Annotated in this window: 26 protein-coding genes and 1 tRNA gene; 18 read left to right on the top strand and 9 right to left on the bottom strand. The window is 70.5% G+C overall.

Translation table 11 applies throughout. The annotated features are described in order from the left end of the window. The first annotated feature begins 103 nt into the window (after positions 1–103). The gene (locus AB0230_RS15055; RefSeq protein ID WP_366376590.1) at positions 104–493 is read left to right on the top strand and encodes an ester cyclase; all 390 of its coding nucleotides are present in this window, start codon (positions 104–106) and stop codon (positions 491–493) included. 19 nt (positions 494–512) lie between these two features. Here the strand turns inward: AB0230_RS15055 and AB0230_RS15050 are convergent, their stop codons facing one another. Next, the gene (locus AB0230_RS15050; protein WP_363388674.1) at positions 513–1,226 is read right to left on the bottom strand and encodes a TetR/AcrR family transcriptional regulator C-terminal domain-containing protein; all 714 of its coding nucleotides are present in this window, start codon (positions 1,224–1,226) and stop codon (positions 513–515) included. Positions 1,227–1,517: 291 nt separating this feature from the next. Between AB0230_RS15050 and AB0230_RS15045 the strand changes: the two genes are divergently transcribed. Together AB0230_RS15045 and AB0230_RS15040 are read left to right on the top strand one after the other, a co-directional pair. Continuing rightward, entirely contained in the window at positions 1,518–1,799 is a 282-nt protein-coding gene (locus tag AB0230_RS15045; protein WP_315994247.1) for a hypothetical protein, read from the top strand. Further along, a complete protein-coding gene (locus AB0230_RS15040) occupies positions 1,796–2,233 on the top strand; it encodes a BLUF domain-containing protein (protein WP_363577171.1) in 438 nt (145 codons plus the stop codon). Before AB0230_RS15045 ends, AB0230_RS15040 begins: the two co-directional genes overlap by 4 nt. 118 nt (positions 2,234–2,351) lie before the next feature. Here AB0230_RS15040 and AB0230_RS15035 read toward each other — a convergent pair whose 3' ends face one another. Then, entirely contained in the window at positions 2,352–3,050 is a 699-nt protein-coding gene (locus AB0230_RS15035; RefSeq protein WP_366376587.1) for an SGNH/GDSL hydrolase family protein, read from the bottom strand. 9 nt (positions 3,051–3,059) lie between these two features. Next, positions 3,060–3,650 carry a YdeI/OmpD-associated family protein gene (locus tag AB0230_RS15030; RefSeq protein ID WP_315994250.1) on the bottom strand — a complete coding sequence of 197 codons (591 nt, stop codon included), beginning with the start codon at positions 3,648–3,650 and terminating at the stop codon, positions 3,060–3,062. A 124-nt stretch (positions 3,651–3,774) separates the two neighbouring features. On the opposite strand from AB0230_RS15030, the gene AB0230_RS15025 reads away from it, so the two are divergent. From AB0230_RS15025 to AB0230_RS15015, 3 genes are all read left to right on the top strand, one after another. After that, entirely contained in the window at positions 3,775–4,137 is a 363-nt protein-coding gene (locus tag AB0230_RS15025) for a hypothetical protein (RefSeq protein ID WP_363388686.1), read from the top strand. Between the two features lie 225 nt (positions 4,138–4,362). Beyond that, the gene (locus AB0230_RS15020; RefSeq protein WP_366376585.1) at positions 4,363–5,124 is read left to right on the top strand and encodes an SDR family oxidoreductase; all 762 of its coding nucleotides are present in this window, start codon (positions 4,363–4,365) and stop codon (positions 5,122–5,124) included. 40 nt (positions 5,125–5,164) lie between these two features. Beyond that, on the top strand, positions 5,165–5,698 hold the full coding sequence (locus tag AB0230_RS15015) for a cysteine hydrolase family protein (protein ID WP_363388689.1): 534 nt from the start codon (positions 5,165–5,167) through the stop codon (positions 5,696–5,698). Between the two features lie 18 nt (positions 5,699–5,716). Here AB0230_RS15015 and AB0230_RS15010 read toward each other — a convergent pair whose 3' ends face one another. Together AB0230_RS15010 and AB0230_RS15005 are read right to left on the bottom strand one after the other, a co-directional pair. Next, entirely contained in the window at positions 5,717–6,436 is a 720-nt protein-coding gene (locus tag AB0230_RS15010) for a hypothetical protein (protein ID WP_366376582.1), read from the bottom strand. Between the two features lie 152 nt (positions 6,437–6,588). After that, positions 6,589–6,662 (bottom strand) — tRNA-Gly (locus AB0230_RS15005). A 322-nt stretch (positions 6,663–6,984) separates the two neighbouring features. Between AB0230_RS15005 and dcd the strand changes: the two genes are divergently transcribed. Continuing rightward, positions 6,985–7,590, top strand: a complete 606-nt coding sequence (gene dcd / locus AB0230_RS15000) for a dCTP deaminase (RefSeq protein WP_315994255.1) — start codon at positions 6,985–6,987, stop codon at positions 7,588–7,590. Between the two features lie 147 nt (positions 7,591–7,737). On the opposite strand, the gene AB0230_RS14995 is transcribed toward dcd, so the two are convergent. Further along, positions 7,738–8,640, bottom strand: coding sequence for a hypothetical protein (locus tag AB0230_RS14995; protein ID WP_366376580.1), 903 nt, complete (start codon positions 8,638–8,640; stop codon positions 7,738–7,740). A 107-nt stretch (positions 8,641–8,747) separates the two neighbouring features. On the opposite strand from AB0230_RS14995, the gene AB0230_RS14990 reads away from it, so the two are divergent. Next, entirely contained in the window at positions 8,748–9,257 is a 510-nt protein-coding gene (locus AB0230_RS14990) for a MarR family transcriptional regulator (protein ID WP_366376578.1), read from the top strand. 15 nt (positions 9,258–9,272) lie between these two features. Here AB0230_RS14990 and AB0230_RS14985 read toward each other — a convergent pair whose 3' ends face one another. Further along, on the bottom strand, positions 9,273–10,643 hold the full coding sequence (locus AB0230_RS14985; RefSeq protein ID WP_366376773.1) for an MFS transporter: 1,371 nt from the start codon (positions 10,641–10,643) through the stop codon (positions 9,273–9,275). A 126-nt stretch (positions 10,644–10,769) separates the two neighbouring features. Here AB0230_RS14985 and AB0230_RS14980 point away from each other — a divergent pair, with 126 nt between their 5' ends. The 5 genes from AB0230_RS14980 (at position 10,770) to AB0230_RS14960 (ending at position 16,906) form a co-directional block, all read left to right on the top strand. After that, positions 10,770–12,515 carry a DEAD/DEAH box helicase gene (locus tag AB0230_RS14980; protein WP_315994258.1) on the top strand — a complete coding sequence of 582 codons (1,746 nt, stop codon included), beginning with the start codon at positions 10,770–10,772 and terminating at the stop codon, positions 12,513–12,515. A gap of 362 nt (positions 12,516–12,877) precedes the next feature. Next, complete coding sequence (gene dnaK / locus AB0230_RS14975; RefSeq protein WP_366376575.1) at positions 12,878–14,752, top strand: molecular chaperone DnaK; 1,875 nt, start codon at positions 12,878–12,880, stop codon at positions 14,750–14,752. 9 nt (positions 14,753–14,761) lie between these two features. Then, positions 14,762–15,376: a nucleotide exchange factor GrpE gene (locus AB0230_RS14970; RefSeq protein ID WP_366376573.1), complete on the top strand. Its 615-nt coding sequence runs from the start codon at positions 14,762–14,764 to the stop codon at positions 15,374–15,376. A gap of 11 nt (positions 15,377–15,387) precedes the next feature. Next, positions 15,388–16,371, top strand: a complete 984-nt coding sequence (locus AB0230_RS14965) for a DnaJ C-terminal domain-containing protein (RefSeq protein WP_315994261.1) — start codon at positions 15,388–15,390, stop codon at positions 16,369–16,371. Between the two features lie 91 nt (positions 16,372–16,462). Continuing rightward, positions 16,463–16,906: a MerR family transcriptional regulator gene (locus tag AB0230_RS14960; RefSeq protein ID WP_366376570.1), complete on the top strand. Its 444-nt coding sequence runs from the start codon at positions 16,463–16,465 to the stop codon at positions 16,904–16,906. Positions 16,907–17,076: 170 nt separating this feature from the next. Here the strand turns inward: AB0230_RS14960 and AB0230_RS14955 are convergent, their stop codons facing one another. Then, complete coding sequence (locus AB0230_RS14955) at positions 17,077–17,670, bottom strand: hypothetical protein (protein WP_366376568.1); 594 nt, start codon at positions 17,668–17,670, stop codon at positions 17,077–17,079. Positions 17,671–17,830: 160 nt separating this feature from the next. On the opposite strand from AB0230_RS14955, the gene AB0230_RS14950 reads away from it, so the two are divergent. The 4 genes from AB0230_RS14950 to AB0230_RS14935 all read left to right on the top strand — a co-directional run bounded on the left by AB0230_RS14950 (position 17,831) and on the right by AB0230_RS14935 (position 24,495). Further along, positions 17,831–19,558 (top strand): ABC transporter ATP-binding protein, encoded by a 1,728-nt coding sequence (locus AB0230_RS14950; protein ID WP_363388715.1) that lies wholly within the window; start codon positions 17,831–17,833, stop codon positions 19,556–19,558. Beyond that, entirely contained in the window at positions 19,555–21,717 is a 2,163-nt protein-coding gene (locus tag AB0230_RS14945; protein ID WP_366376566.1) for an ABC transporter ATP-binding protein, read from the top strand. The genes AB0230_RS14950 and AB0230_RS14945 overlap by 4 nt, the downstream gene beginning before the upstream one ends. 236 nt (positions 21,718–21,953) lie before the next feature. Then, positions 21,954–23,195 carry a glycosyltransferase gene (locus tag AB0230_RS14940; RefSeq protein WP_363388721.1) on the top strand — a complete coding sequence of 414 codons (1,242 nt, stop codon included), beginning with the start codon at positions 21,954–21,956 and terminating at the stop codon, positions 23,193–23,195. Positions 23,196–23,199: 4 nt separating this feature from the next. Next, the gene (locus tag AB0230_RS14935; RefSeq protein ID WP_363577143.1) at positions 23,200–24,495 is read left to right on the top strand and encodes a glycosyltransferase; all 1,296 of its coding nucleotides are present in this window, start codon (positions 23,200–23,202) and stop codon (positions 24,493–24,495) included. 255 nt (positions 24,496–24,750) lie between these two features. On the opposite strand, the gene AB0230_RS14930 is transcribed toward AB0230_RS14935, so the two are convergent. Further along, positions 24,751–25,026 carry a hypothetical protein gene (locus tag AB0230_RS14930; RefSeq protein ID WP_315994267.1) on the bottom strand — a complete coding sequence of 92 codons (276 nt, stop codon included), beginning with the start codon at positions 25,024–25,026 and terminating at the stop codon, positions 24,751–24,753. 87 nt (positions 25,027–25,113) lie between these two features. Here AB0230_RS14930 and AB0230_RS14925 point away from each other — a divergent pair, with 87 nt between their 5' ends. Next, on the top strand, positions 25,114–26,112 hold the full coding sequence (locus tag AB0230_RS14925) for a helix-turn-helix domain-containing protein (RefSeq protein ID WP_363577139.1): 999 nt from the start codon (positions 25,114–25,116) through the stop codon (positions 26,110–26,112). Positions 26,113–26,122: the final 10 nt, after the last annotated feature.

Genomic DNA, 26,122 nt, shown 5'->3' with positions numbered 1-26,122 from the left:
GTGTGTTAGTCGTGCCGCGCGCGGCGATGCCCTCCACCTCTGCACGCCCGACGTCGCGGCCGTCGCGGGCCGGTGAGAGGTGGCCGCCACCGATAATGGACCGATGGAACCGTGGGAGATGCGGGAGTGGTTCGCCGACTTCCTCGACGCGCTGAACCGCCACGACATCGAGCGGGTCCGTGAGTTCCTGCACCCGAGCGTGCGACGTGCGCACCTGCCCGCGGGGGCCGACGCGTGGATCGCCGACTACGCGCACCTGCTGCACGGTTTTCCCGACTGGCAGTGGAAGCGCATTCAGCTCCTCGTCGAGGACGACCGGCTGGCCGTGCATCTGCGGGGCGGGGGAAGTCACACCGGTGCGTACGCGTTCGTCGCGCCGACGCGTACGCGCGTGAGCATCGCGTCGTTCGCGATGTACCGGGTGCAGCACGGATTGATCGTCGAGGCCACCGGCACCGACGACGCCGCGCAGATCCGCTCCGCGGTCGCCTGAGCGAGGCCCCGGGGGGGGCTTACTGCGACAGCTCTCGATCGAGGCGGTCCAGCAGGGATTCGAGCGAGACTTCGAACTCCTCCTCGGCGCGATCTTCGCTGAGCAGAGCCCGCAGGTGGCGGACGGTGGGGGCGTCGGCGAGCGTGGCGTCGCCGTCGTGGGCCGGGATGTCGGCGTTCCCCTCGTCGAGCGGCTCCTCCACGGGCCCCGTCTCCGCGCCGCGGACGGCGGACTCCAGAAGCAGCTGGCCGAGGAGGAAGCTGCTGAACGCCCGGTAGGCGCTCACGGCCTGGTCGTCGGTGAAACCCTGAGCGAGGAGCGTCGAGAGGAAGATCTCCACGACCTCGACGCTGCGCAGCGGAGGCCGCAGCCAGGGGGCGGCCGGATGCCGCGTGGCGACGAGCGGGAAGGCCCGCGGGTGTTCGACGGCGATGCGCCGCACCTCGTGCGCGGTGATCTGCAGGAAGCCCTGCCACTGCTGCGTCGAGGCGTCCTGAAGGGCCGTCATGAGGTCGCGCATCAGGAGGCGCACGATCGCCTCGAGCAGGTCTTCCTTGCCGTTGACGTAGCGGTAGAGCGACATCGCCTCGACATCGAGCTCCTGCGCCAAAGTGCGCATCGACAGGCCCGTCGCGCCCCGACCGTCGATCTGCGCGAGAGCGGTGGTGACGATGAGGTCGCGGCTGAGTCGGCGCACGCTCGAACGCGGCACGTTCCGCGCATCTTGGGTCATCGCATCCACCTCCGGGGGTTCAGTTTGACACCCCGGACCGTCCCGGGATGCCGCCGAGAGCGCCGTGACGAGCGGGTGTCGCGGGCTTACGGCGTAAGGGTTTTCCCCCGATCCGCGGCGTTTTCCCTTCCCAGCCAGGACCGGAGCGATGATCGGCGTCCGCTCGCCCGGGCCCCCGGCGGAAGGGGCGGAGCCGCGTGGCGCGATCTGTCAAGGGCGGACGGGTGTCGGAGGGCCCGGGTACGGTCGCTGGTGCCCGGCGCGTCATCCCGGGCGGAAGGAGCGGTGAGCATGGTGTCTCCCGACCGCCCCGGTGCCGGCGTCATCTGGGCCCGCGTCGAAGAGGGCTTCCATGTCGGCAGCCGAAAGGGCATGTTCCTCGGCTACATCGACCGTCAGGCCGACGGGGGCTACCTCGCTTTCGACGGCTCGTCGCGCGTCGTCGGCCGATTCCGCACCCTCACGGCGGCGATGGCCGCGGTGACCAACGGCCAACCCCCGCAGGACGAGGTCATCACCCTTCAGCAGGTCCGCGTCCCGGCGCCCCGCGCCGTCGAGGAGGACACCGCATGAGCGCTCCGCTGGCCGCCGTGTCATACGTCAGTCGGGCCATCGACACTTTCGATGACGCCCGTCTCGCCGAACTCCTCGCCCAGAGTCGCCGCTCGAACCACGAGCACGACCTGTCGGGCATGCTGCTCTACCGCCGCGGGCGGTTCTTCCAGGTGCTGGAGGGGCCGAAGGACGCCGTGGACGAGCTGATGGCGAAGATCCGTCGCGATCCGCGCCACGACGAGATTCGGGTGCTGCTGACCGAGGAGATCGAGGAGCGCCGCTTCGAGGAATGGACGATGGGGTACGAACCCATCACCGCGCCCGCGACGCCGGCGCCCGAGGGGTTCCGTGACACGTTCGACGACCTCGAGTCCGACGACGACGAGGCGAGCATCCGCGCGGTCCGCGAACTGACCGTCTGGTTCCGCGCCCGCACGGCCGCGCCCGCCTGAGCTCCCCGAGGGGCGGCCCCGCGCTTGGCGGCCCGAGACCCCGGTTCGGGGCGCATTCCGGCGTTCGGGGCGTGAATCGCACGCCCCGAACGGAAGATCGCGCCCCGAAGCTCGGTGATCAGAGCGGCGGATCGAGGGCGCGGAGTGCGGCATCCATCCGCTCCGCCATGACGGCGTAGCCGATGTCGTTCGGGTGCAGACCGTCGCCCGCCATCCAGCTGACCTGCGCGGTGGCATCGTGCCCCTCGAGCCAGCGGCTCGCACCGCTGACGTGATCGGCGCCGATGCGTGCCGCAGCGTCTTCGACCCATCCGGCGATGACGTCGACCGAGGCCGGCCTGTCGTCGGTGTACCAGAACGGCTCGACGACGACGATGCGTGCGTCGGGCAGTCCCTCGCGCAGACGGGTCAGGTCGCTGTCGATCGTTGCGCGGATGTCGTCGGCGCGCGTGTCGTAGCTGAAGTTGTCGTTGAGGCCCATGGTCACGAACACGATGTCGGGGTCGTCAGCGATCACGAGCGCGGGGATGTCGTCGAGTCCTCCGAGCATCGAGTCGCGGCGGTTCACGAAGCCGAGGCCGTTCTCGCTGCGGTTGATCTCCTGCCACCCCCGTTCGGCCGACACGATCGTCGACCAGCGCTTCTCCGACGAGCTCGCGCCGGTACCGCGCGTGTACGAGTCGCCGTAGAACGACACCACCGGCCCGTCGGCCGCGCCGGCGGCGGATGACGTGGTCGGGCCCGGGCTCGGGTCGGAGCAGGCGACGAGGCCGAGGAACAGGGATGCCGCGAGCCCGACACCGAGAGACCGTCGCACGCGCACGGGTCAGTGTCCCCCGGGCGTGGGTCGCTCCGCCGGCTCCGCGGCGAGAGATGCGACGTGGCGAGCTATCCGGGCCGCGCGCGCGGCGTCGGTCGTGGCCGTGACGACCGGGTGCAGCACGGAGTAGCGCTCCGCCTTGGTGAGCGCGGCGAACGCGCGAGCGGCCGCCGGCACGGCATCCAAGGCCGCCTGCAGGTCGGCGGGTACCTCGATCGTGGCGGATCCGGCGTAGGCGCGATCCCAGCGTCCGTCCGCCTGGGCGCGGGCGATCTCGTCGGCGCCGCGCGGTCGCATCCGGCCCTCTTCGCTCAGGCGCGCCACGATGTCGACGTTGCGCGCCGACCACATCGACCGCGCTCGCCGAGGGGTGAAGTGCTGGCGGAAGGTCGCGGCATCCCTCGACTGCTTGCGCCCGTCGATCCACCCGCTGCACAGCGCCTCGTCGAGGGCCTGGGCGTAGGTGAGGGTGGTGGGCGAGGTCGTGCCCTTCTTGGCGAGCACGAGCCACACCCCGTCGCTCTCGCTCTCGTGAGCGTCGAGCCAGGCGCGCCAGGCGGCGACGTCGTCGACGGTCAGCTCGGGTGCGTCGGTCATGGTCTCGGCTCCTTCCGCGATGCTTCGGACCCTAGCGCGACCTTCCGACACCGCGCCCCTATCGGATGGGCGCTGCGGGGGCAACCGACCCCCGCGGCGTCGATGCTGCCCCCAGCATGAGGGGATGCGATGTGTGACGTACGCCGGCGAGACCGTGACCACGACCGACGACGTGGCGGAGGCGCTCGTGCAGCTCACCGCATCGATCGCCGCCGACGGGCAGGCGGAGGCAGTCAGCATCCCGATCGTGACCGAGGCGGGCGACACCGAGGAAGCCGAACTCGTCATCGGCGTCGGGAACGACGTGCTCAGCGCCCCGGCGCACGACTGGGCGGGCGAGGAGCCCGACTTCTCCTGGGCCGCCGAGGAGCTGCGTCAGCACAAGCGCTTCCCCCAGGCGCCGGCCATCGCGCACGAGCAGACCATCGACACCGACAACCCCGACGCGTTCTGGGACCCCGACCTCGACGGCTTCACCCGCGCCTGACCGCCGCCGCTCGCGGTCGGTCCTCGGCGCCCGGCGCAGAGGCGACCCCCGCACCCTCGGGGGGAGCTCGTCAACCCCACCGCCGCCGCCGACCGCAGACGTAGCGTGGGCCCTCCACACCGGAAGCGACCGGTCATCGCCCGGTGTGCGAGCCCCGGACAGTCCGGGCGGCGCCGCCGTTTCGCGTGTGCCGCCCGGACGCTCGGTGTCCCGCAGGATGGACGTATGCAGCACTCCCTCGTCAGCGGCGCGTCGCGCGGAATCGGTCGGGCCATCGCGGTGGCCCTCAGCGAGAGGGGCGACCGCGTCGCCGTGCACTACGGGTCCGATCAGGATGCCGCTGAGCAGACGCTCGCCCTCCTGCACGGCGACGGGCATCTCCTCGTGGGCGGCGATCTCTCCGACCCCGCGATCGCACAGCGCGTGGTCGACGAGGTGCTCGCGGCGTTCGGACGCATCGACGTTCTCGTCAACAACGCGGCGATCGCCCCGAGCCCCGAGACCTCGCATCCGATCGACACCGTCGATTACGCGACCTGGCACCAGACGTGGGAGCGGATGGTCGAGGTCGACCTGCGCGCTCCCGCCAACATGACCTACCTGGTCGCGCGGTCGCTGATCGACCGTGGTCTGCCCGGTGCGGTCGTGAACGTCGGCTCGCGCGGAGCGTTCCGCGGCGAGCCGGAGTTCCCCGCCTACGGCGCCGCCAAGGCGGGCCTGCACGCCATGGGCCAATCGCTCGCGGTCGCCCTCGCCCCGCACGGCATCGCCGTCACCAGCGTCGCCCCCGGCTTCGTGGGCACCGACAGGCAGCAGCAGAAATTGGACGGGCCCGCCGGAGACGGCATCCGGGATCAGAGTCCGTTCGGCCGTGTCGCCACTCCCGAAGAAGTGGCGGATGCCGTGGTCTACCTCAGCTCGCCGCGCTCGCAGTGGGCGTCGGGCGCCATCCTCGACCTGAACGGCGCCTCGCACCTGCGCGGGTGAACCGGCGCCCGGTCGCCGCGGCGGTGAGAGGGTGGAGGGCATGCAGCCCGTCCTCGTGATCATCGACATCCAGCGCGACTACTTCCCCGGAGGTCGTCACCCCCTGGTGAACCCGGATGCCGCGGCGGAGGCCGCCGCACGCGTGCTGACCCGGCAGCGTGACCTCGGGGCGCCCGTCATCCACGTGCGGCACGAAAGCCCCGCCGGCGGCGGCTTCCTCGAGGTGGACACCGATGGAGCCGAGATCGACCCCCGCGTCGCCCCGGAGCCGGGCGAGACGGTGATCGTGAAGCACGCGCCGAATTCCTTCGTCGGCACCGACCTGCACGAGCGCCTGCGCGAGCTCGGCGCGCGCGAGCTGCTCGTGGTCGGCATGATGACGAGCATGTGCGTGGATGCCACCGTCCGCGCCGCCATAGACCTCGGTTACGCCGTCACGGTCGTCGGTGACGCCTGCGCCGCCCCCGATCTCGCCTACGGCGGAGTCGAGGTGTCCGGCGAGGCCGTGCACGCGGCGTTCCTCGCCGCGTTGGGTGGGGCGGGAGCGCGGGTCGTGAGCGAAGCCGCCGCCTGACGGGGTGGATGACGCTCGTCAGGACCGGTCGCGAAGCGTGTAGAGGCGGACGCTCTCCGACAGCCGTCGCGTGTCGAACCGGCTGAGGAGGATGTCGTTCATCTTCGCCGTGGAAGGTTCGCCGATGACGACCCACGTGTCCGGATCCACTTGGGCGGTGACGTCGGCGGAACCGCACTGGGCGCCGGCGCCGTCGCCCGCACTCGAGAACACGACCACGAGGCACACCTCGCCGGGGACGTCGGGCTGACGCCCGACGTAGACGAGTCCGTTCTCGGTGCTCGCGACGAAGCGGACGGACGCGGGATCGAGCAGGCCCACCGTCTCGGGGAACGGCAGCCTGTCCTCGGAGGTCGCGGCGTAGCTCAGTTCGGGGATGTCGCCGCCGGCGCGCGGCGGGGTGAACGTCGCGCCGATGACCGCGCCGCCCACCAGCCCGGCGACCGCCGCGAGGAGCGGGATGACGGCTGTGCGACGTTCCACGGCGAGGGCCAGGCGACGACGGCGCGATGAGGCCGGACCGGGCTCTGTGCTCTGCCCCGCCTCGGCCGGATCGGTGTCGTCGTCGTCCGTCCGCGCGTACTCCTCGGCCGGCGCGGGGTCGGTCTCGGGCTGCATCCGCGCGCGGTCGTCCAGCTCACGGAGGCGGTTCACGAGCGCCTGGTCCGTGGTCGCGCCCTTGGCGTAGACGCGCGCATACAGGCGCGTGCGTTCCTCCCGCTCGGCGTCGCTCAGCATGGTCCCACCCTGCCGCATGGGCAGGTGGTCTCGGGCGAGGCGCCGGCGCCGGCGCACGAGGCTTCCTGCGGCGTGGGCCCCACGCGACCTCGCTTCGGACGGCACTCACGCGAAAGGCCCGCCCCACCGCCTGCGGCGGTGAGTCGGGCCCGTGGAGGGGCTGACGGGAATCGAACCCGCGCTGTCTGCTTGGGAAGCAGAAGTTCTGCCATTGAACTACAGCCCCGTGCGCCTCGCGGCGACCCGGCCAGCATAACAGCGTCTCCGGCGGCATCCGCGTTCCGTGCCCGCCCGTCCTCGCGTCGGGATCGCGTGCTCGTACCGGACCGACCCGCTGTGACCGGTGCGTGGGGCCGCATCGTCCGACCTCGCGAGAGTGACGCGATCGGCACCGTCGAGGCCGCATCGCATCGCCGAGAACGCATCGATGTACGAACGATCGCGTGCGTCCTCGCGGATCGCGTGCGGTCTCGGCGGTCGCGCGCGGGCGCGCGCGGTCGGGGCGAGCAGAGCCGCCGCGGCCCGACCACACGCCCTAGGCTGATCCCGTGCTGCTCTCCGATCGCGACATCCGGGCCCACCTCGACGACGGTCGCCTCGGCCTCGACCCCTACGACCCCGCGATGGTGCAGCCCTCCAGCGTCGATGTGCGTCTCGACCGGTACTTCCGGTTGTTCGACAACCACAAGTACCCCTTCATCGATCCGGCCGAGGATCAGCCCGAGCTCACGCGCCTCATCGAGGTCGAACCCGACGAGCCGTTCATCCTCCACCCGGGTGAATTCGCGCTCGGGTCGACGTTCGAGCGCGTCACCCTCCCCGACGACGTCGCTGCGCGGCTCGAGGGCAAGTCCTCGCTCGGACGCCTGGGCCTGCTCACCCACTCCACCGCCGGCTTCATCGACCCGGGCTTCTCGGGTCACGTGACCCTCGAGCTCTCGAACGTCGCGACCCTGCCCATCACGCTGTGGCCGGGCATGAAGATCGGGCAGGTCTGCTACTTCCGCCTGACGTCGCCCGCCGAGAACCCCTACGGCTCCGGCCCCTACGGCAACCGCTACCAGGGCCAGCGCGGTCCGACCGCGTCGCGCTCGGCGCTCAACTTCCACCGCACCGACGTCGGCACGACCGACGCGGGGTCGGCCGGCCGCTGACCCGCGCGAGAACGGCCCCGTCGAGGAGACCTCGATGGGGCCGTTCTGTCGCGCTTTCCGGGGATGGCGCGTGCGGTGATAAACGCTGTTTCCGGGTGGAAACGCGTCGTGAGCGCGTTTTTACCCACGGAGAGCGTTTATGCGAGCTCACGCGGACGGCGACGTGTCACCGGACGCCGCGTCACCGGATGCCGACGCTTCGCGGCCGCGGCGGAAACCGGCGTCGAACCCGCGTTCGAAGGCGCGCTGCGCCGACCGGCGGTCGTGGTGACCGTGCCCGCGGTGGTGTCCGTGCTCGTGTCCGGAGCCGTCACGGCGCGGGGCGCACCCGCGGCCGCGACCGGCCCGATCGTGCTCGCCGCGGTCCGCGGTGCCGAGGTGCCCGTGACCGGCGTCTTCGTGACCCGTCTCGCCGTGCGCGGAGCCGTGACGACCGTGCGCGCCCCGCCCGGCGTCGCCGTGCGCGAAGCCGCGGTCGCCGTGCGCGAAGCCGCGCCCGTCGCGCTCGCCGTGCTCTCGCGGCCCGAACGGCTGCGGGTCCGCACCGAAGCGGGGGCCGAAGCCGCGCATCCCGGGCCCGAAGCCGCGTCCGACGGGGCCGAAGCCGCGACCGGCGCCGGGTACCGCAGGTTCGACGGGGAGACGGCTGTCGTCGTCGGCCTCGTCGAGGCCGAGGGCGGCCGACACCGCGTCGAGGGCGGTCGTCAGGTGCTCGAGCTCCTCGGCCGGAACGTCGGCGAGCAGCGCCGCGCGGGCGGCATCCACCCGGGCGAGAACCGCGCGGCCCTCGTCGGTGAGCGTCCAGCCCGTGTCGCCACGGGCGATCCAGCCCTCGGCGACGAGCGAGTCGATGCGCTTCCCGCCGCGGGCGAGGCGCGCGGCGATCCACGGTGCGTCGACGCGACCGTCGACGGCACTGAGCAGGAAGAGGGTCTTGGGATGGATGCCGCTGTCACGCAGCTGCGCGAAGAGGCGGTGGTGCAGCGCGTGGCCGACCGTCGTGAGGCGGTGGGCGAGGCTGCGGGCGTCCAGAGATGTGGAGGTGTTCATGGGAAGTCCTTTCGTCGGCGGTCGATCCGCCATTGCATGTCACATGACAACGGATGTACTGTGACATGTATTCCCGATGCTTGTCAAGCGACATGTAAAGTCGAGGGATGGCATCCGACCCCGCCGACGACATCGCTGCGGCGCTTGCGCGCTTGCGCGGTCGGCGCCCGCGCCCGGCTTTCCCGCCCGATGCGCACCACCACCCGCACGGTGGGCACGGCGGAGGTCCGTGGGGTCGTGGCGCGCCGCCGTGGGCCGATCCGGCGCGAGGACGCTTCGGGGGTCCCGCGCGACTGCGTCTGCTCGATGCTCTCGTCGCGGCATCCGGTCCGCTGTCGGTGAGCGAGATCGCCGAGGCGGTCGGCGTGGATCAGCCCCGGGCGTCGCGCCTGGTGCAGCAGGCCGAGCAGATGGGGCTGGTCGCGCGCGAGCCCGACCCCGACGACGCGCGCCGCACGCGCGTGCGCCTCACCGCCGAGGGGGAGGGGCTCGTCTCCGGCTTCCGCGGTCGGCGGCGGGATGCCGTGCGCTCCGCGCTCGAATCCTTCAGCGACGCCGAGCGCGCGGAGTTCGCCCGCCTGCTGGCGAAGTTCGCCGACGCCTGGCCGAGCGACTGAGCCGGCGCATCCGCGTCAGCGGATCACGGCCGCCGTGGTCTTCACCGGCAGCATCAGCAGCAGCCCGGCCCCGAGGATCAGCACGATGCCGAGGATGCCGAGGCGGGTGTCGCCCGTGATGCCGACGAAGAGTGCGAACAGGCCCGGGGCCAGGAACGACACCGCGCGACCGGTCGTGGCGTAGAGCCCGAAGATCTCGCCCTCGCGTCCCTCGGGCGCTACGCGCGCGAGGAACGACCGGCTCGCCGACTGCACCGGTCCCACGAAGGCGCACAGACCCAGGCCGACGATCCAGAAGCCGGTCTGCGACGTTCCGATGAAGAGCATCGTCGTGCCGAGCACGATCAAGCAGACCAGGGATGCCAGGATCACGCGCTTCGGGCCGAACAGGTCGTCGAAGCGCCCGGCGACGAAGGTGCTGATGCCCGCCACGACGTTGGCTGCGACGGCGAAGTAGAGCACTTCGGTCGAGCTGAACCCGAAGACCTGGGCCGCGATGATCGCGCCGAACGTGAACACCCCCGTGAGGCCGTCGCGGAAGACGGCGCTCGCGACGAGGAACAGCAGCACCTGGCGGCTGTCGCGCCAGAGCGAGCGGAGCGTCCCCCACAACACGACGTACGAGCGGAAGAAGCCGACGCGCACCCGGCGCCGCTGGGCCGGGATCTCGGGCACCCGAACGAGGACCGGGATCGCGAACACCGCGTACCAGGCGGCGGATGCCAGGATCGCCAGCCGGATGTTCAGACCGCCGTCCTTGCTCACGGCGAGCAGGCCACCGGCATCCGGATCCGCGAAGCTCTGGATGAAGAGCATCAGCAGGAGCAGGAGGAGGACGATTCCGCCGACGTAGCCCATGCCCCAGCCGAAGCCCGAGACGCGGCCGATGTTCTCGCGCGTGGAGACCTGCGTGAGCATCGCGTAGTAGTTGACGCTCGCGAACTCGAAGAACACGTTGCCGATGGCGAGCAGCGTCGCGCCGAGGATCAGGTACGCGGGGGTGCCTTCCACGAAGAACATCGCCGCCATGGCGAGCACCACGACACCGGTGTTGATGCCGAGCCACAGCTTGCGGCGACCGGTGCCGTCGGAGCGCTGACCGAGCACGGGGGCCACGAGGGCGACGACGATGCCCGCGATCATGAGGGCGACCCCGACGAGGCTGGCGTTGTCGGCGAGGGCGCGCACGAGCGCGGGGTTCGTGTCGTCGCCCCCGGCGGCGGAGACGACGTCCGGGTCGACGAAGAGCGAGCTGGCGAGATAGGTGCTGAAGACGAACGTCGTGACGACGGCGTTGAACGCCGCCGAGCCCCAGTCCCACAGGGCCCATGCCAGCACGGGACGTCGGCCGGCGGCAGGGGCGGAGGCGGTGCCGGGCGCGGACATGTCGGTCACGGTAGGGCCCTTCGGTGAACGCCGGGTGCCCCGGCACGACGCGGCGACGACGACGTCGCGCGGGTTCAGGCTAGACCCCGGCCCGCGCTCGGGCGCGCAGGAGACTACCGTGGAGTCATGGCATCCGAAACCCCCGTCGACTCCGCTGAGGCCGAGACCACCCCCGAAAAGCTCACCTTCGCCGACCTGGGACTGGATGCCGCCGTGCTCAAGGCCCTGAAGGACGTGGGTTACGAGACCCCTTCCGCGATCCAGGCGGCAACCATCCCCGTGCTGCTGCAGGGCCGCGACGTCGTCGGCCTCGCCCAGACCGGAACCGGCAAGACCGCGGCCTTCGCGCTCCCGGTGCTGTCGCAGATGGAGACCGGCCACAAGAACCCGCAGGCCCTCGTGCTCGCCCCCACCCGTGAGCTCGCGCTGCAGGTGTGCGAAGCGTTCGAGAAGTACGCCGCCCACATCAAGGGCGTCTCGGTGCTCCCCGTCTACGGCGGACAGGGGTACGGCCAGCAGCTGTCGGCCCTGCGTCGCGGTGTCGACGTGATCGTCGGAACCCCCGGTCGCATCATGGACCACCTCGACAAGGGCACCCTCGACCTCAGCGAGCTGAAGTTCCTCGTGCTCGACGAGGCCGACGAGATGCTCAAGATGGGCTTCGCGGAGGACGTCGAGACGATCCTCGCCGACACCCCCTCGACCAAGCAGGTCGCGCTGTTCTCGGCCACCATGCCGGCGCAGATCCGCCGCATCTCGGCGCAGTACCTCAACGACCCCGAAGAGATCACGGTCAAGACCAAGACCACGACCTCGGCGAACATCACCCAGCGCTACCTCGTGGTGTCGTACCAGCAGAAGATCGATGCGCTGACCCGGATCCTCGAGGTCGAGAACTTCGAGGGCATGATCGTGTTCACCCGCACGAAGAACGAGACCGAGACGGTCGCCGAGAAGCTCCGCGCCCGCGGCTACACGGCCGCCGCGATCAACGGCGACATCGCCCAGGTGCAGCGCGAGCGGACGGTCAACCAGCTGAAGTCGGGCAAGCTCGACATCCTCGTCGCCACCGACGTCGCCGCGCGCGGTCTGGACGTCGAGCGCATCAGCCACGTCGTCAACTACGACCTGCCGATCGACACCGAGTCGTACGTGCACCGCATCGGCCGCACCGGTCGCGCGGGCCGCACGGGAGACGCGATCAGCTTCGTGACGCCGCGTGAGCGCCGCATGCTCACCGCGATCGAGAAGGCCACGCGTCAGCCGCTGACCGAGATGTCGCTGCCGAGCGTCGACGACGTCAACGCCACGCGTCTCACCCGTTTCGACGACGCGATCACGACCGCCCTCGAGGACACCGCCGCGATCGCGACCTTCCGCGACGTCGTCGCCCACTACGTCGCGCACCACGACGTGCCCGAGGCCGACGTGGCCGCAGCTCTCGCCGTGGTCGCCCAGGGCGACACGCCGCTGCTGCTCGAGGAGGAGACGATCCAGCAGCCGCGCTTCGACCGGGACCGCGACCGTGACCGCCCTGCTCGTGAGGGCGGAGACCGCGGCGATCGCCGCAGCGGCGGCGGACGCTTCGCGACGTACCGCATCGCGGTGGGCCGTCGCCAGCGCGTGGAGCCGCGCCAGATCGTGGGTGCCCTCGCGAACGAGGGCGGCCTGCGCCGCAACGATTTCGGTGCGATCCAGATCCGCCAGGACTTCTCGCTCGTCGAGCTGCCCGCCGACCTCTCGCGCGACACGATCGACCGCCTCGCCGACACCCGCATCTCGGGCCAGCTCATCGACCTGCGCCTCGACCAGGGCGGTCGCTCCGCCAAGCGCAGCGACCGGCCGCAGCGCCGCGATCGCGACCGCGACTGAGCCTCCGCCCGGCCGCCGCGCCGGGCTCGCGGCATCCGTTCGACGCCCCCGCCGACTTCCGGGTCGCGGGGGCGTCGTGGTCGCGGGGCGGAAGGTGAAGATTTGGGGCGCGTTTCTGCGGTTGGGGCGTGGTATTTCGCGCCCCAGACGGAGGAATGCGCCCCAAAACGGTACGTGGGGGTGGGGGTGGGGAGTGATTCGAAAACCGCGGCACCCAGAAGTTGAGCCAATTCATATCAAGTCGCCTTGACCTCCCGACGGGGGTTCGATAACCTTGAGTCATCGCGGCTCAACCCGCGCAGAGACTTTCACCCAGAACCCCGAGTGCGGCATCGGCCGTGCTCACAAGCAAGGAGACACATATGCCCCGTGCAGTGGGAATCGACCTCGGTACGACCAACTCCGTCGTGAGCGTGCTCGAGGGTGGCGAGCCCAAGGTCATCGCGAACGCCGAGGGTTTCCGTACGACCCCCTCGGTCGTCGCCTACACGAAGGACGGCGAGGTGCTCGTCGGCGAGACCGCCAAGCGCCAGGCCGTCACCAACGTCGACCGCACCATCTCGAGCGTCAAGCGCCACATGGGCACCACCTGGAGCTTCGACGTCGACGGCAAGAAGTGGACGCCGCAGGAGATCTCGGCCCGCATCCTGCAGAAGCTGAAGCGCGACGCCGAGGAGTACCTCGGTGACAGCGTGACCGATGCGGTCATCACCGTCCCCGCGTACTTCAACGACGCCGAGCGTCAGGCCACCAAGGAGGCCGGTGAGATCGCGGGCCTCAACGTGCTGCGCATCATCAACGAGCCCACCGCCGCGGCCCTCGCGTACGGCCTCGACAAGGGCAAGGAAGACGAGCTCATCCTGGTCTTCGACCTCGGTGGCGGAACGTTCGACGTCTCGCTGCTCGAGGTGGGCAAGGACGACGACTTCTCGACCATCCAGGTGCGCGCCACCTCCGGTGACAACCGCCTCGGTGGAGACGACTGGGACCAGCGCGTCGTCGACTACCTCATCAAGCAGTTCAAGGACACCACCGGTGTCGACGTCTCGGGCGACAAGATCGCCCTCCAGCGTCTGAAGGAAGCGGCCGAGCAGGCGAAGAAGGAGCTGTCGAGCTCGACCTCGACCTCCATCAACCTGCCCTACCTGTCGCTCACCGACTCGGGCCCCGTCTCCCTCAGCGAGACCCTCTCCCGCGCGAAGTTCGAGGACCTCACCAAGGACCTCCTCGACCGCACCCGCAAGCCCTTCTCCGACGTCATCCGCGAAGCCGGCGTGAAGGTCGACGACATCGCGCACGTGGTGCTCGTCGGCGGCTCGACCCGCATGCCCGCGGTCGCCGAGCTGGTGAAGAAGGAGACCGGGAAGGACGCCAACAAGGGCGTCAACCCCGACGAGGTCGTGGCCGTGGGTGCGGCCCTGCAGGCCGGTGTCCTCAAGGGTGAGCGCAAGGACGTCCTCCTCATCGACGTCACCCCCCTGAGCCTCGGCATCGAGACCAAGGGCGGCATCATGACCAAGCTCATCGAGCGCAACACGGCCATCCCGACCAAGCGCAGCGAGACCTTCACCACCGCCGACGACAACCAGCCGTCGGTCGCGATCCAGGTCTTCCAGGGCGAGCGCGAGTTCACCCGCGACAACAAGCCGCTCGGCACCTTCGAGCTCACCGGCATCGCCCCGGCTCCCCGCGGCATCCCGCAGGTCGAGGTCACCTTCGACATCGACGCCAACGGCATCGTGCACGTGTCCGCGAAGGACAAGGGCACCGGCAAGGAGCAGTCGATGACCATCACGGGCGGCTCGTCGCTGCCGAAGGAGGACATCGAGCGCATGGTGCGCGAGGCCGAGGAGAACGCGGCCGACGACAAGAAGCGCCGCGAGTCCGCCGAGACCCGCAACCAGGCCGAGACCCTGTCGTACTCGATCGAGAAGCTGATCAAGGAGAACGACGACAAGCTCCCCGCCGAGGTCAAGACCGAGGTGCAGGGCGATGTCGACGCGCTCAAGACGGCTCTCGCCGGCGACGACGACGACGCGGTCAAGACCGCGTTCGACAAGCTGAACGCCAGCCAGGGCAAGCTCGGTGAGGCCATCTACGCCTCGTCGCAGGCCGCGGGCGATCAGGCCGACCCCAACGTGGGTCAGCCGGGCAACGGCGAGACGCCGAACCCCGAGGAAGACGTCATCGACGCCGAGGTCGTCGACGACGAGAACCCCGACGAGAACAAGAAGTAAGCAGAGAACATGGCACACAAGGACGACGAACAGCCCACGGGCTCGGGCGCCGGTCCTGACGAGACGGGGCCGGAGGAGAACACCTCCGGCCCCGCGCCGTCGGGCGAGCAGTCCGAGCCTTCGGGGACGGATGCCGATGGCCTGACCATCGACGACATCCTCGGCGCCGAGCAGACGCCCGAGGCGGCCGCAGAAGGTGCGTCCTCCGACAAGGAGGCCTCGCTGCTGATCGACCTCAAGCGCCTGCAGGCCGAGTACGCCAACTACCGTCGGCGCACCGAAGAGCAGCGGGAGCGCGAGATCGAGCGCGCCAAGGGCGAGGCCGTGAAGGGCCTGCTGCCCGTCATGGACGACCTCGACCGCGCCGCCAAGCACGGCGACCTCGTCGAGGGCAGCCCCCTCGCCGCGATCGGCGACAAGGTGCGGGCCGTGGCCGAGCGCCTCGGCGTGGTGTCGTACGGCGCCGTCGGCGACGTGTTCGACCCCCAGCAGCACGAGGCGATCTTCCAGGCGCCGACCCCGGGTGTGACCGAGACGACGATCCTCGAGGTCGTCGAGGTCGGCTACCGCCTCGGTTCGGTCGAGCTGCGACCGGCCAAGGTCGTCGTCGCCGTGCCGGCCTAAGAGGAGGACGCATGGCGAGTCAGGACTGGTTCGACAAGGACTTCTACAAGGTCCTCGGTGTCGACAAGAGCGTCAGCGCTGCCGATCTGAAGAAGACGTATCGCAAGCTCGCGCGCCAGTACCACCCCGACTCGAACCCGGGTGACGCGAAAGCCGAGGCGAAGTTCAAGGAGATCAGCGAGGCCTATTCGGTGCTCAACGACCCCGAGCAGCGCGAGGAGTACGACCAGATCCGGGCCATGGGCTCGGGGGCGCGCTTCTCCGCTCCGGGGGCGAGCGGCGGCGGCGGTTTCGACGACGTCTTCAGTCGGTTCGGTCAGGGTCGCGGCCAGCCCCAGGGCGGCTTCGACGACTTCTTCTCGATGTTCGACCAGCAGGGCGGCGGGGGCTTCGGCTCCGGACGCTTCGGTCAGACGACGGGAGGGTTCCGCGGTTTCGGCGGCCCCCAGCGCGGGTCCGATGTGACGGCGCGAACGACGATCGACTTCGTCACCGCGGCGAAGGGCGAGACCATCACCCTGCAGGGCGAGGACAACGTCCCGTTCAAGGTGAAGATCCCGGCCGGCGTCTCGGACGGGCAGAAGATCCGACTCCGGGGTCGTGGACGCAAGTCCCCCGACGGCGGCGAGAGCGGCGACATCGTCGTGACGGTGGCGGTGCGCCCGCACCCCGTGTTCACGCGCGACGGCCTCAACCTGCGGGTGACGGTCCCCGTCACCTTCACCGAGGCCGCACTCGGCGCCACGATCGAGGTGCCCGCGCTGGGCGGCGAGACCGTTCGCCTGCGCGTGGCCCCGGGAACCCCCTCGGGTCGCGTGCTGCGCGTCAAAGGCCGCGGGATCGCGACCGCCAAGGGCACCGGCGACCTGCTCGCCGAGGTCCAGGTGGCCGTGCCCGCACACCTCGACGACGCGGCCCGCGAAGCCCTCGAGCGCTACCAGGCGCTCGAACCGAAAGAGAACCCCCGCGCCGACCTGATGGCCAAAGCGCGGTAGACGCACGCGCGTCGCCGTGGTTCTCGGCATCCGATGAGTCAGGATGCCGAGAACCCGGTGTCGCACCCGCCACGACGGAAGAAGGTGAGACGTGGCTGAGAGAGAGATCGACCAAGACGCCCCGATCTTCGCCATCGCCGCCGCGGCGGAGCTGTCGAACATGCACCCGCAGACGTTGCGACAGTACGACCGTCTCGGTCTCGTGGTGCCCGCGCGCACCCAGGGCGGATCGCGGCGGTACTCCAGCCGTCACGTGCAGCAGCTGCGCGAGGTCGCGCGGCTCTCCGGTGAGGGCATGAGCCTGCCCGCCATCGCGCGCCTGCTCGCTCTCGAGGAGCGCGTGCACGAGCTGGCGCGTCGTGTGAACGACCTCGAACGACAGCTCTCGGCCGAGCGGCAGTCGCGCCCCGGTGCGCGCGTCTTCGCGGCGGGCGCGACCGGCTCGGTCGTGACGTTGCGCCACGGCGCGCGCGTCCGCCGGGCGACCGACGTCGTGCTCTGGCGCCCGTTGGGCCCGTTCGATCTCGACGACTGAGATTGCGACGCTCGCCTGCGCGGCGGAGGTCCCCGAGCCTGTCGAAGGGACCGGACCTCGTTCAGGGTCTGCGCAGCGGCGGCCCCTGAGCCTGTCGAAGGGACCGGAACGCGGCGCATGCCCGGTGGCTCCGGCGGACGTGCCGACCCCCACCGTGGGTCGCTGCCCGATCAGGCCGGATCGATGCGCACCACGGTCGGCGACTCCCCGACCTGCAGGTCGTCGACGACGCGGAGCGTGCGGGCGACGTCATCCACCGCGCCGATGACCGTGCCGAAGCGCTGGCGGTCCGCGCAGACCGCGGTGACGGTGACGAAGTGCGAGCCGGTGTCCCACGTGTACGTCGCGAACGGCGGGGTCTTCGGGTCGGCGGGCAGGGGCATCGCCAGCTTCTCGCCGACGCCGAGGTAAGGGTTCCGGAACGACTCGGTGTCGTCGTACTCCATGGGCATCATGGCGCGGGCGGTGCGCAGCTGCGGCGTCGCCTCCTGCAGTTGCGCCATCACCACCAGCAGCTCCGGGTCGCTCTTCCACACCCACACCAGCACGCGACCGGCGGCGCGGCGCATCAGCAACGGGGCCGCCTGGCTGAGGATCCAGGCGAAGGCGCCGCCGCCCGGACGCGGTGTCGCGCCCGTGCCCTGGTTCGCCTGGCTCAGCAGCATGCCGATCGCCGCCTTGCGGTGGCGGCGGCCGCGGAATCCGAGGGAGCCGGTCACCGGCACCCAGAGGTCGGCGGGGGCGTCGGCCTGCAGTCGGGACATGACCCACAGCCTACGAGCCGCCTCCTGGGAGAGGGATGCCGAGTGCCGGCGTTCGCGAGCAGAGAACGCTCCCACGCGGGAAAGCCTCGCCGATGTCGGAGGTCAGTGCCAGGCTGGGACCGCGGTCATCGCGATCGCACTCGAACACCCGGAGGGTCCCGTGCTCGGCAAACTCCTCATGCGTTATCTGTCGCGGTATCGATGGCTGCTCGTCGCGATCCTCGTCTTCCAGGCTGCGTCCGCCCTGGCGACGCTCTACCTGCCGCGCCTCAACGCCGACATCATCAACCTCGGTGTCGCGCAGGGCGACACGGGGTTCATCTGGTCGCGCGGCGCCCTCATGCTCGTCATCTCCCTCGGTCAGATCGTGGCATCCGTCATCGCCACATACTTCGCCGCGCGTGCCGCCATGGCCGCCGGCCGCGACATCCGGCGCGACGTCTTCGAGCGCGTGAGCGGGTTCTCCGAGCGCGAGCTGTCGCAGTTCGGCGCGGGCTCTCTGATCACCCGCAACACCAATGACGTCCAGCAGGTGCAGATGCTGGCGATGATGGGCGCCACCATGCTCGTCAGCGCCCCGCTCCTCGCGGTCGGCGGGGTCATCATGGCCCTCCAGCAAGACGTCGGGCTCAGCTGGCTGATCGCCGTCGCGGTGCCCGTGCTGCTCATCGCGGCGGGGCTCATCATCGCTCGCATGGTGCCCCTGTTCCGCAGCTATCAGTCCAAGCTCGACGGCGTGAACCGGGTCATGCGCGAGCAGCTGACGGGGGTGCGCGTGGTCCGCGCTTTCGTGCGAGAGCGCATCGAAGAAGAGCGCTTCCGCCGGGCCAACACCGACATCCTCGTAGTGGGCCGCAAGGTGGGCTCCCTCTTCGTGCTGCTGTTCCCGCTGGCCATGCTCGTGCTCAACGTGACCGTCGTGGGGGTCATCTGGTTCGGCGGCATCCAGGTCGACGCCGGCGGAGTCGAGATCGGCACCCTCTTCGCGTTCATCCAGTACGTCGCGCAGATCCTCGGCGGCGTGCTGATGGCGAGCTTCATGACCGTGATGATCCCTCGCGCCGCCGTTTCGGCCGAGCGCATCGGCGAGGTCCTCGACAGCCGTTCGACCCTGCAGCGCCCCGAGAACCCGGTCAGCGTCTTCGCCGAGGCCGGCGCGGTGGAGTTCGACGACGTGTCGTTCGCCTACCCGGGCGCCGAGGCGCCGGTCGTGGCGGGTGTGACCTTCCGAGCGGCCCCCGGCGAGACCGTGGCCATCGTCGGATCGACGGGAGCGGGCAAGACCACCCTCGTGTCCTTGATCCCGCGCCTGTTCGACGTCACGGGCGGTGCGGTGCGCGTCGGCGGGGTCGACGTGCGCGAGGCCGACCTCGACGAGCTGTGGAAGGGCATCGGCCTCGTGCCGCAGAGACCCTTCCTCTTCAGCGGCACCGTGGCGTCCAACCTGCGATTCGGGCGCGAAGACGCCACCGACGACGAGTTGTGGCACGCCCTCGAGATCGCGCAGGGCCGCGACTTCGTCGAGGCGATAGACGGAAAGCTCGAGGGGCGCATCGCCCAGGGCGGCACCAACGTCTCGGGCGGTCAGCGCCAGCGCCTCGCGATCGCGCGGGCGATCGTGCATCGGCCCCGCGTGCTGGTCTTCGACGACTCGTTCTCGGCGCTCGACCTCACCACCGACGCGCGCCTGCGGGCCGCACTCTGGCAGGAGCTCCCGGAGGTGACGAAGATCGTCGTCGCGCAGCGAGTGTCCACCATCACCGGGGCCGACCGCATCGTCGTCCTCGAAGACGGGCGCATGGCCGGACTCGGCACGCACGACGAGCTGTTGCGCACGAGTCCCACATATCGAGAGATCGTCGAATCGCAGCTGGGGGTGGAAGCATGAGCGTGCCCGACGCCCTCACCGACGAAGACCGCGCCGAGCTCGAGCTCGCCGAGCAGGCGCGACAGAACTCCGGCGACTGGAACAGCGTCGCGCCCGGCAAGGCCGCTGCCTTCGGGCCGAGCTTCCGACGCCTGATCGGTCTGCTGCGTCCCTACGCGTGGGCGTTCGCCCTCGTCTCCGCACTCGGAGCTCTCGGGGTGGTGCTCGCCGTCCTGGCCCCGCGTGTGCTGGGAGACGCCACCAACATCATCTTCGAGGGCGTCGTCTCGCGCGGGCTGGGCGAGGCCTTCCCCGCCGGCACGTCCAAGGAGGCCGTCGTCGAGGCGCTGCGCGCATCGGGGCAGACCGACGTCGCCAACATCGTCTCCGCGATGAACAGCTTCCAGGTCGGCGCGGGCGTCGACTTCGACGCGCTGCGCGTCGTGATCGTCACCGTCCTCGCGATCTACGTCGGGTCGTCGCTGCTGTCGTGGATCCAGGGCTACGTCATCAACGTCATCATGGTGCGCACGATGTGGCGTCTCCGCGAAGACGTCGAGGCGAAGATCAACCGTCTGCCGCTGTCGTACTTCGACAAGGTCCAACGCGGCGAGCTGATCTCGCGCGTGACGAACGACATCGACAACATCACCCAGACCATGCAGCAGTCGCTCTCGAGCGCGCTGACCTCGGTGCTGACGGTCGTGGGTGTGCTCATCATGATGTTCACGATCTCCTGGCAGCTCGCGCTCGTGGCCCTGGTATCGCTGCCGCTCATGGCGGTCATCTTCGGCGTGATCGGCCCGAAATCGCAGAAGGCGTTCGGCGAGCAGTGGAAGAAGGTGGGCCGCCTGAACGCCCGCGTCGAGGAGTCGTTCTCGGGGCACGCGCTGGTCAAGGTCTACGGGCGCGAGAAAGACGCCCGAGAGAAGTTCGAGGTCGAGAACGAGGAGCTCTACGAGGCGAGCTTCAAGGCGCAGTTCCTCTCCGGCATGATCATGCCGGGCATGATGTTCGTCGGAAACCTCACGTACGTCGGCATCGCCGTGCTCGGTGGCCTCATGGTGGCGGGCGGGCAGATCCGACTCGGTGATGTGCAGGCCTTCATCCAGTACTCGCAGCAGTTCACGCAGCCGCTGTCGCAGCTGGGCGGTATGGCGGCCGTCGTGCAGTCCGGAACCGCATCGGCGGAGCGCGTCTTCGCCCTCCTCGACGCCGACGAGCAGGAGGCCGACGCGGCCGACGCGCCCGCAGCCCCCGAGGGTCGCGGCGTCATCGAGTTCCAGAACGTGCGTTTCTCTTACACGCCCGAGAGGCCCCTCATCACCGACCTGTCGTTCCGTGTCGAGCCCGGGCAGACCGTCGCGATCGTCGGACCCACCGGGGCGGGCAAGACCACTTTGGTCAACCTCATCATGCGCTTCTACGAGCTCGACGGAGGGCGCATCCTGCTCGACGGCCAGGACATCGCCGAGCTGCGTCGCGACGATGTGCGCTCCCGCACCGGAATGGTGCTGCAGGACCCGTGGCTGTTCGCGGGATCGATCCGCGACAACATCCGCTACGGCCGCGAGAGCGCGACCGACGACGAGATCGTCGAGGCGGCGGTGGCGACGCGTGTCGACCAGTTCGTGCACTCTCTCCCCGAGGGATACGACACCGTCCTCGACGAGGATGCCGCCAATGTCTCGGCCGGTGAGAAGCAGCTCATCACCATCGCGCGAGCGTTCGTGGCGCGGCCGTCGGTGCTGATCCTCGACGAGGCGACCTCGTCCGTCGACACGCGCACCGAGCTGCTGCTGCAGCAGGCGATGGCCGCGCTGCGCGAGGGTCGCACCTCGTTCGTCATCGCCCACCGCCTCTCCACGATCCGCGACGCCGACCTCATCCTCGTGATGGAGCACGGCGACATCGTCGAGAAGGGCACGCACGACGAGCTGATCGCCGCGCAGGGCGCGTATTACCGGCTCTACCGGTCGCAGTTCGAACAGGCCGCGGCCGACCTCGACACGGCGGGAGCGGAACAGGAACGCCCGGGCGAGCAGCGGCACGCGCCGATCACCGGCGACAGCGAGGTGGTGTCGGCGATGGCGGCCGCGGCCTCCGAGGTGGTGGTCCCGGCGGGTGTCGACGGGCCGCCGCGGCCGGCGAACGGTTCCCCGTCGCCGGAAGGGCGCTGACAGGGGCGCGTCGTGCGTCGCGGGCGCGGGCCCGCGCCGTGCGACCCCGGGCATCGAGGGGCGCGGGCTCCCGGCCGTCGACGATCCGACTCACCCGGCGCCCGCCTGTGAACGGCTCCCGGGCGGCGGAAACCCGCCCGGGTACAGTGGATGACACGTTCACCGCTGTGAACCGCGCAGTTGCGCACCGCTCCATCCCAGCGACCTTTCCGCCGCACAGATAGGCCTCACCACACGTGACCACTCCTGCGACGCCCGCCGACACCCCCGCGCCCGCCGCCGAGTCACCCGGCTCGTCCGCGTCCGCCGACCGTCCGCTGAAGATCCTCATCGGCGCCGACACCTTCCTGCCCCACGTGAACGGCGCCGCCCGGTTCGCCGAGCGCCTCGCGGCGGGTCTTGTCGCGCGGGGCCACGACGTGCACGTCGCCGCCCCGAGCGTCGGCCACAGCAACGCGGGCACCGCGATCGAGACGATCGAGGGTCAGCCGATGATGATGCACCGGCTGCCGGCCTACCGCTTCCTCCCGCACGACTGGATCACCTACGTGCTGCCGTGGCGCTCGAAGCACTACGCCCGCATCGTGCTCGACGAGGTCAAGCCCGACGTCGTGCACATCCAGTCGCACATCGTGATCGGTCGGGGTCTCGCCCGCGAGGCCCGCAAGCGCGGCATCCCCGTCGTGGCGACGAACCACGTGATGGCCGAGAACATCCTCGACTTCACCACGCTTCCCGACTGGCTCGATCGCGTCTTCGTCAAGCTCGCGTGGGCTGATGCGGAGCGCACCTTCAAGATGACGCGCGCCGTGACCACGCCCACGCGTAAGGCGGCCGACTTCCTCGAGGCGACGATCGACATCGACGGCGTCATCCCGATCTCGTGCGGAATCGACCGCTCGAACTACCGCCCCGACCTGACCCCCCGTGATGCGAATCGCATCCTCTTCGTCGGTCGACTCACCACCGAGAAGCACATCGACGTGGTGCTGGCGGCGCTGGCGAAGCTCGATCCCGCGCTCGACGTCACCTTCGACGTCGTCGGCGGCGGCGACCAGCGTGCCAAGCTCGAGGCGCTGGCCGATCAGCTCGGTGTGGCCGAGCGCGTCACGTTCCACGGGCACGCGTCCGACGACGAGCTCCGCAACCTGTACTCGCGCGCCAGCGTCTTCGCCATCGCCTCGATCGCGGAACTGCAGTCGATCGCCACGATGGAGGCCATGGCATCCGGTCTGCCGATCGTGGCCGCCGACGCCGTCGCCCTCCCGCACCTCGTGCACGAGGGTGAGAACGGCTACCTCTTCACGCCGGGCGATTCCGACGAGCTCGCCGCGCGCCTGACCGATGTGCTCACCGCGTCGCCCGAGGAGCGTCTGCGCATGCAGCAGGCGTCCCTCGACGCCGTCGCCGTGCACGACATCACCCGCACCCTCGACACCTTCGAAGCGCTGTATCGCGGCCGCCCGCTGCCGGAGTGACCGCGTGCACGTGGTGATGTTCGCCGACCAGCACCTCGAGTCGCTGGGCGGTGCGCAGGTGTCGATGCGACTGCAGAAACGGTTCCTCGAACGCGCCGGTCACCTCGTGACGGTCGTCGCTCCGCGCCTGCATCGTCCGGCATCCGACGATCCGGCGTACCTCGACCTCCCGTCGATCGCGATCACCCCCGACCGCGAGTACGCGCTCACGTGGCCCGGTGCGCGCACGGACCGATTCCTGGATGCCGAGATGGGCGCGCGGCTGCCCGCCGACGTCGTGCACGTGCAGGCCGACTTCTGGGGCGCCTTCATCGGCCACCGCTTCGCCGCGCGACACGGGCTGCCGGTGGTGCACACGATGCACAATCGCGTCGACGTGGGGATCGCGGCGACGGCGCCTTTTCCGGGGCTGGTGCTGCGTGTGCTCAATGCCTGGGCGCGCCGGGCGCTGCCGGTCGCGGACGCTCCCTTCGCCGCCCGACCGCTCGCCACGCGCAGAGGCGGAAGGTCCTCGCCGGACGCCGGTGAGGGGCTGCGAGCCCCGCGCGATTCCACGGGCTCCGGCGGCCCGGCGTCGCGCGTCGACGGATGGGCGTTCCTGCACCGCCTCGCGCGACTGTCGCGCGCGGTCACGGCACCGTCCGCGCACTTCGCCCGCCGCCTGGAGCAGCATGGGGTGGCCCCCTCGGTCGACGTCATCTGGAACGGCATCGACGACGACGTGCTCGACGCCGCCCTGGCCTTCGGCCCCTCCGCGCGCCGCCCCGGTCGTCCGCGCTTCGTGTGGCTCGGGCGCATGAGCCCCGAGAAACGCCTGCTCCCCTTCCTCGAGGCCGTCGTGGCATCCGGAATCGATGCCGAGGTCGAGATCATCGGCGGCGGCGCACAGCTGAACGCCGCGCGGCGTCTCGTCGAGCGCGAACACCCCACCGCCGACGTGACCTTCGCGGGACGACTGCCCTACGCCGAGACCCTCGCCCGTCTCGCCGACGCCGATGCGGTGGTGCAGACCTCCATCGGCTTCGAGACCCAGGGCATGACGGTCTTCGAGGCCGCCTCGCTGGGGACGCCCGCCGTGGTCAGCGACCCCGACATCGCCGCCGAGCTCGGTGGGGGGACCTGGACCGTCGCGGATGCCACGGTCCCGGCACTCGCGGAGTCTCTGCGCCGCGCCGCCGCCGATATCGCCGCGGGTTCGCCCGTGCGACCCGAGCCGTCGATCGCGGAGCGCTTCCGCCAGTCGTCCCGCACCGCGGCGATGGTCGCCGTGTACGAACGGACCGTGGCCGCGGGCCGCTGACGCGTCTCCGCGGCCGGCGTCGGGATCTCGCCGCCACGGTCCGCGCCGGGCTTCTCCGCCGCGCCGTCGCGCCGTGGGTCATCCGCCCGCGCCGGCGCCGTGGATCGGGCACCGGCGGCGGGGCGCGGTGTGCACGGCGGCGGGTGGTTCGGGCGACACGCCGGCGTGTGGCATCCGGGGGCCGGCGTGTCGGGGGTTCGGTCTTCGTTGTTCCGTCGGGCGCCCGGGAGTGGGCGGGGAAGAACCGAACGGCGGTCAGGCCAGGCGACCGCCGGGCCGCGGGACGGCGATCGTCGCCGTTATGGGCTTCGCCGATTGCGCGACCTCCGTCGCAGGCGCCGGCTGCCCGACCGCCGTCGCGGGCGTCAGTGGCTGACCGACCTTTGTCGTGGGCACGGCGCGGGCTCGCTCTGTCGACGCGAGGCGCGAGGGGTCGGTGGGGATGCGGCCATAGCCGTCGGTGCGAATGAGCCACACGGTGCCGATGATTCCGGCGAGCGACAGGATGCCGAGAGCGATGAAGTAAGCCATGGCAGGAAAGCTACGGGTAGAGGAATCAGGCCTACGAGTGGCATGATGGACGCACATCGTAAGATTTCTGCCACTTCGGAGGTGCGCATGCGCTCGGTCGCCGTCGTCGTCCAACCCGGGTTCGCCCCGTTCGAGTTCGGCCTCGCCTGCGAGGCCTTCGGTCTCGACCGCAGTGACGACGGCATCCCGAACTTCGACTTCCGCATCGTGGCCCCCGACCCGGGCGCCGTGTCGTCCAACATCGGCTTCTCGATCAACGTCGAGCACGGCCTGGATGCCGCGGAGGACGTCGACATCCTCGTGCTCGCGCCGATCCCGCGTTCGCAGTGGGATCACGTGGATGAGCGGGTCATCGAGGTCGTCCGCGCCGCGCACGCCCGCGGCGCGTGGCTTCTCAGCGTGTGCAGCGGATCGTTCGTCATCGCGGCATCCGGGGTGCTCGACGGCAGGCGCGCGACCACGCACTGGCGCTATGCCGACACGATGGCGCGCATGTATCCGCAGATCGACGTGGATCCCGACGTGCTGTACGTGCAATCGGACAACATCATCACGAGCGCCGGGACGGCGGCGGGGCTCGACGCCTGTCTGCACCTGCTCCGGCAGGAGCTGGGCTCCGAACTCGCCAACCGCATCGCGCGGCGCATGGTCGTCGCCCCCCAGCGCGACGGCGGCCAGGCGCAGTTCATCGCTTCTCCTATTCCGATCGACGCCTCGCTCTCGCTCGCCCCGGTCACCGAATGGATGCTGCAGAACCTGCATGCCGAGCTGTCGGTCGATCGGCTCGCGGCGCGCGCCCACATGTCTGCCCGCACCTTCGCCCGGCGGTTCAAGGCCGACCTCGGTGCCACCCCCGCGGCATGGCTCGCGCGCCAGCGCCTGCTGCATGCGCAGCGACTGCTGGAGGAGACCGACCTCGGGCTCGACCGCATCGCCGCCGAGTGCGGCTTCGGGTCGGCCGCGGTGCTGCGGCAGAACTTCGCCCGCACGATGGGTCTGACGCCGACGGCGTACCGCGCCCGTTTCTCGTGCACAGGGGCCGAGGTTTCGGCGTCCGTCCCGGAGCCGGAGGCGATCCCGGCCTGACCGATATCCC

Source organism: Microbacterium sp. NPDC089190 (assembly GCF_040701795.1).
GTDB classification, from domain to species: domain Bacteria; phylum Actinomycetota; class Actinomycetes; order Actinomycetales; family Microbacteriaceae; genus Microbacterium; species Microbacterium galbum.
Note: the sequence above shows the minus strand (reverse complement) of the source record. Positions and strands in the feature narration are given on the sequence as shown.

Bases quoted from the DNA above. Each gene is read 5' to 3' on its own strand.
- AB0230_RS15040 (WP_363577171.1), top strand. From the start codon at position 1,796: ATGAGCGCTCCGCTGGCCGCCGTGTCATACGTCAGTCGGGCCATCGAC.
- AB0230_RS14995 (WP_366376580.1), bottom strand. From the start codon at position 8,640: ATGAACACCTCCACATCTCTGGACGCCCGCAGCCTCGCCCACCGCCTC.
- AB0230_RS14955 (WP_366376568.1), bottom strand. From the start codon at position 17,670: ATGTCCCGACTGCAGGCCGACGCCCCCGCCGACCTCTGGGTGCCGGTG.
- AB0230_RS15050 (WP_363388674.1), bottom strand. From the start codon at position 1,226: ATGACCCAAGATGCGCGGAACGTGCCGCGTTCGAGCGTGCGCCGACTC.
- AB0230_RS15045 (WP_315994247.1), top strand. From the start codon at position 1,518: ATGGTGTCTCCCGACCGCCCCGGTGCCGGCGTCATCTGGGCCCGCGTC.
- AB0230_RS15055 (WP_366376590.1), top strand. From the start codon at position 104: ATGGAACCGTGGGAGATGCGGGAGTGGTTCGCCGACTTCCTCGACGCG.
- AB0230_RS14990 (WP_366376578.1), top strand. From the start codon at position 8,748: ATGGCATCCGACCCCGCCGACGACATCGCTGCGGCGCTTGCGCGCTTG.
- AB0230_RS14925 (WP_363577139.1), top strand. From the start codon at position 25,114: ATGCGCTCGGTCGCCGTCGTCGTCCAACCCGGGTTCGCCCCGTTCGAG.
- AB0230_RS14945 (WP_366376566.1), top strand. From the start codon at position 19,555: ATGAGCGTGCCCGACGCCCTCACCGACGAAGACCGCGCCGAGCTCGAG.
- AB0230_RS15030 (WP_315994250.1), bottom strand. From the start codon at position 3,650: ATGACCGACGCACCCGAGCTGACCGTCGACGACGTCGCCGCCTGGCGC.
- AB0230_RS15015 (WP_363388689.1), top strand. From the start codon at position 5,165: ATGCAGCCCGTCCTCGTGATCATCGACATCCAGCGCGACTACTTCCCC.
- AB0230_RS14970 (WP_366376573.1), top strand. From the start codon at position 14,762: ATGGCACACAAGGACGACGAACAGCCCACGGGCTCGGGCGCCGGTCCT.
- AB0230_RS14965 (WP_315994261.1), top strand. From the start codon at position 15,388: ATGGCGAGTCAGGACTGGTTCGACAAGGACTTCTACAAGGTCCTCGGT.
- AB0230_RS14985 (WP_366376773.1), bottom strand. From the start codon at position 10,643: ATGTCCGCGCCCGGCACCGCCTCCGCCCCTGCCGCCGGCCGACGTCCC.
- AB0230_RS15010 (WP_366376582.1), bottom strand. From the start codon at position 6,436: ATGCTGAGCGACGCCGAGCGGGAGGAACGCACGCGCCTGTATGCGCGC.
- AB0230_RS14980 (WP_315994258.1), top strand. From the start codon at position 10,770: ATGGCATCCGAAACCCCCGTCGACTCCGCTGAGGCCGAGACCACCCCC.
- dnaK (WP_366376575.1), top strand. From the start codon at position 12,878: ATGCCCCGTGCAGTGGGAATCGACCTCGGTACGACCAACTCCGTCGTG.
- AB0230_RS15025 (WP_363388686.1), top strand. From the start codon at position 3,775: ATGCGATGTGTGACGTACGCCGGCGAGACCGTGACCACGACCGACGAC.
- AB0230_RS15020 (WP_366376585.1), top strand. From the start codon at position 4,363: ATGCAGCACTCCCTCGTCAGCGGCGCGTCGCGCGGAATCGGTCGGGCC.
- AB0230_RS14930 (WP_315994267.1), bottom strand. From the start codon at position 25,026: ATGGCTTACTTCATCGCTCTCGGCATCCTGTCGCTCGCCGGAATCATC.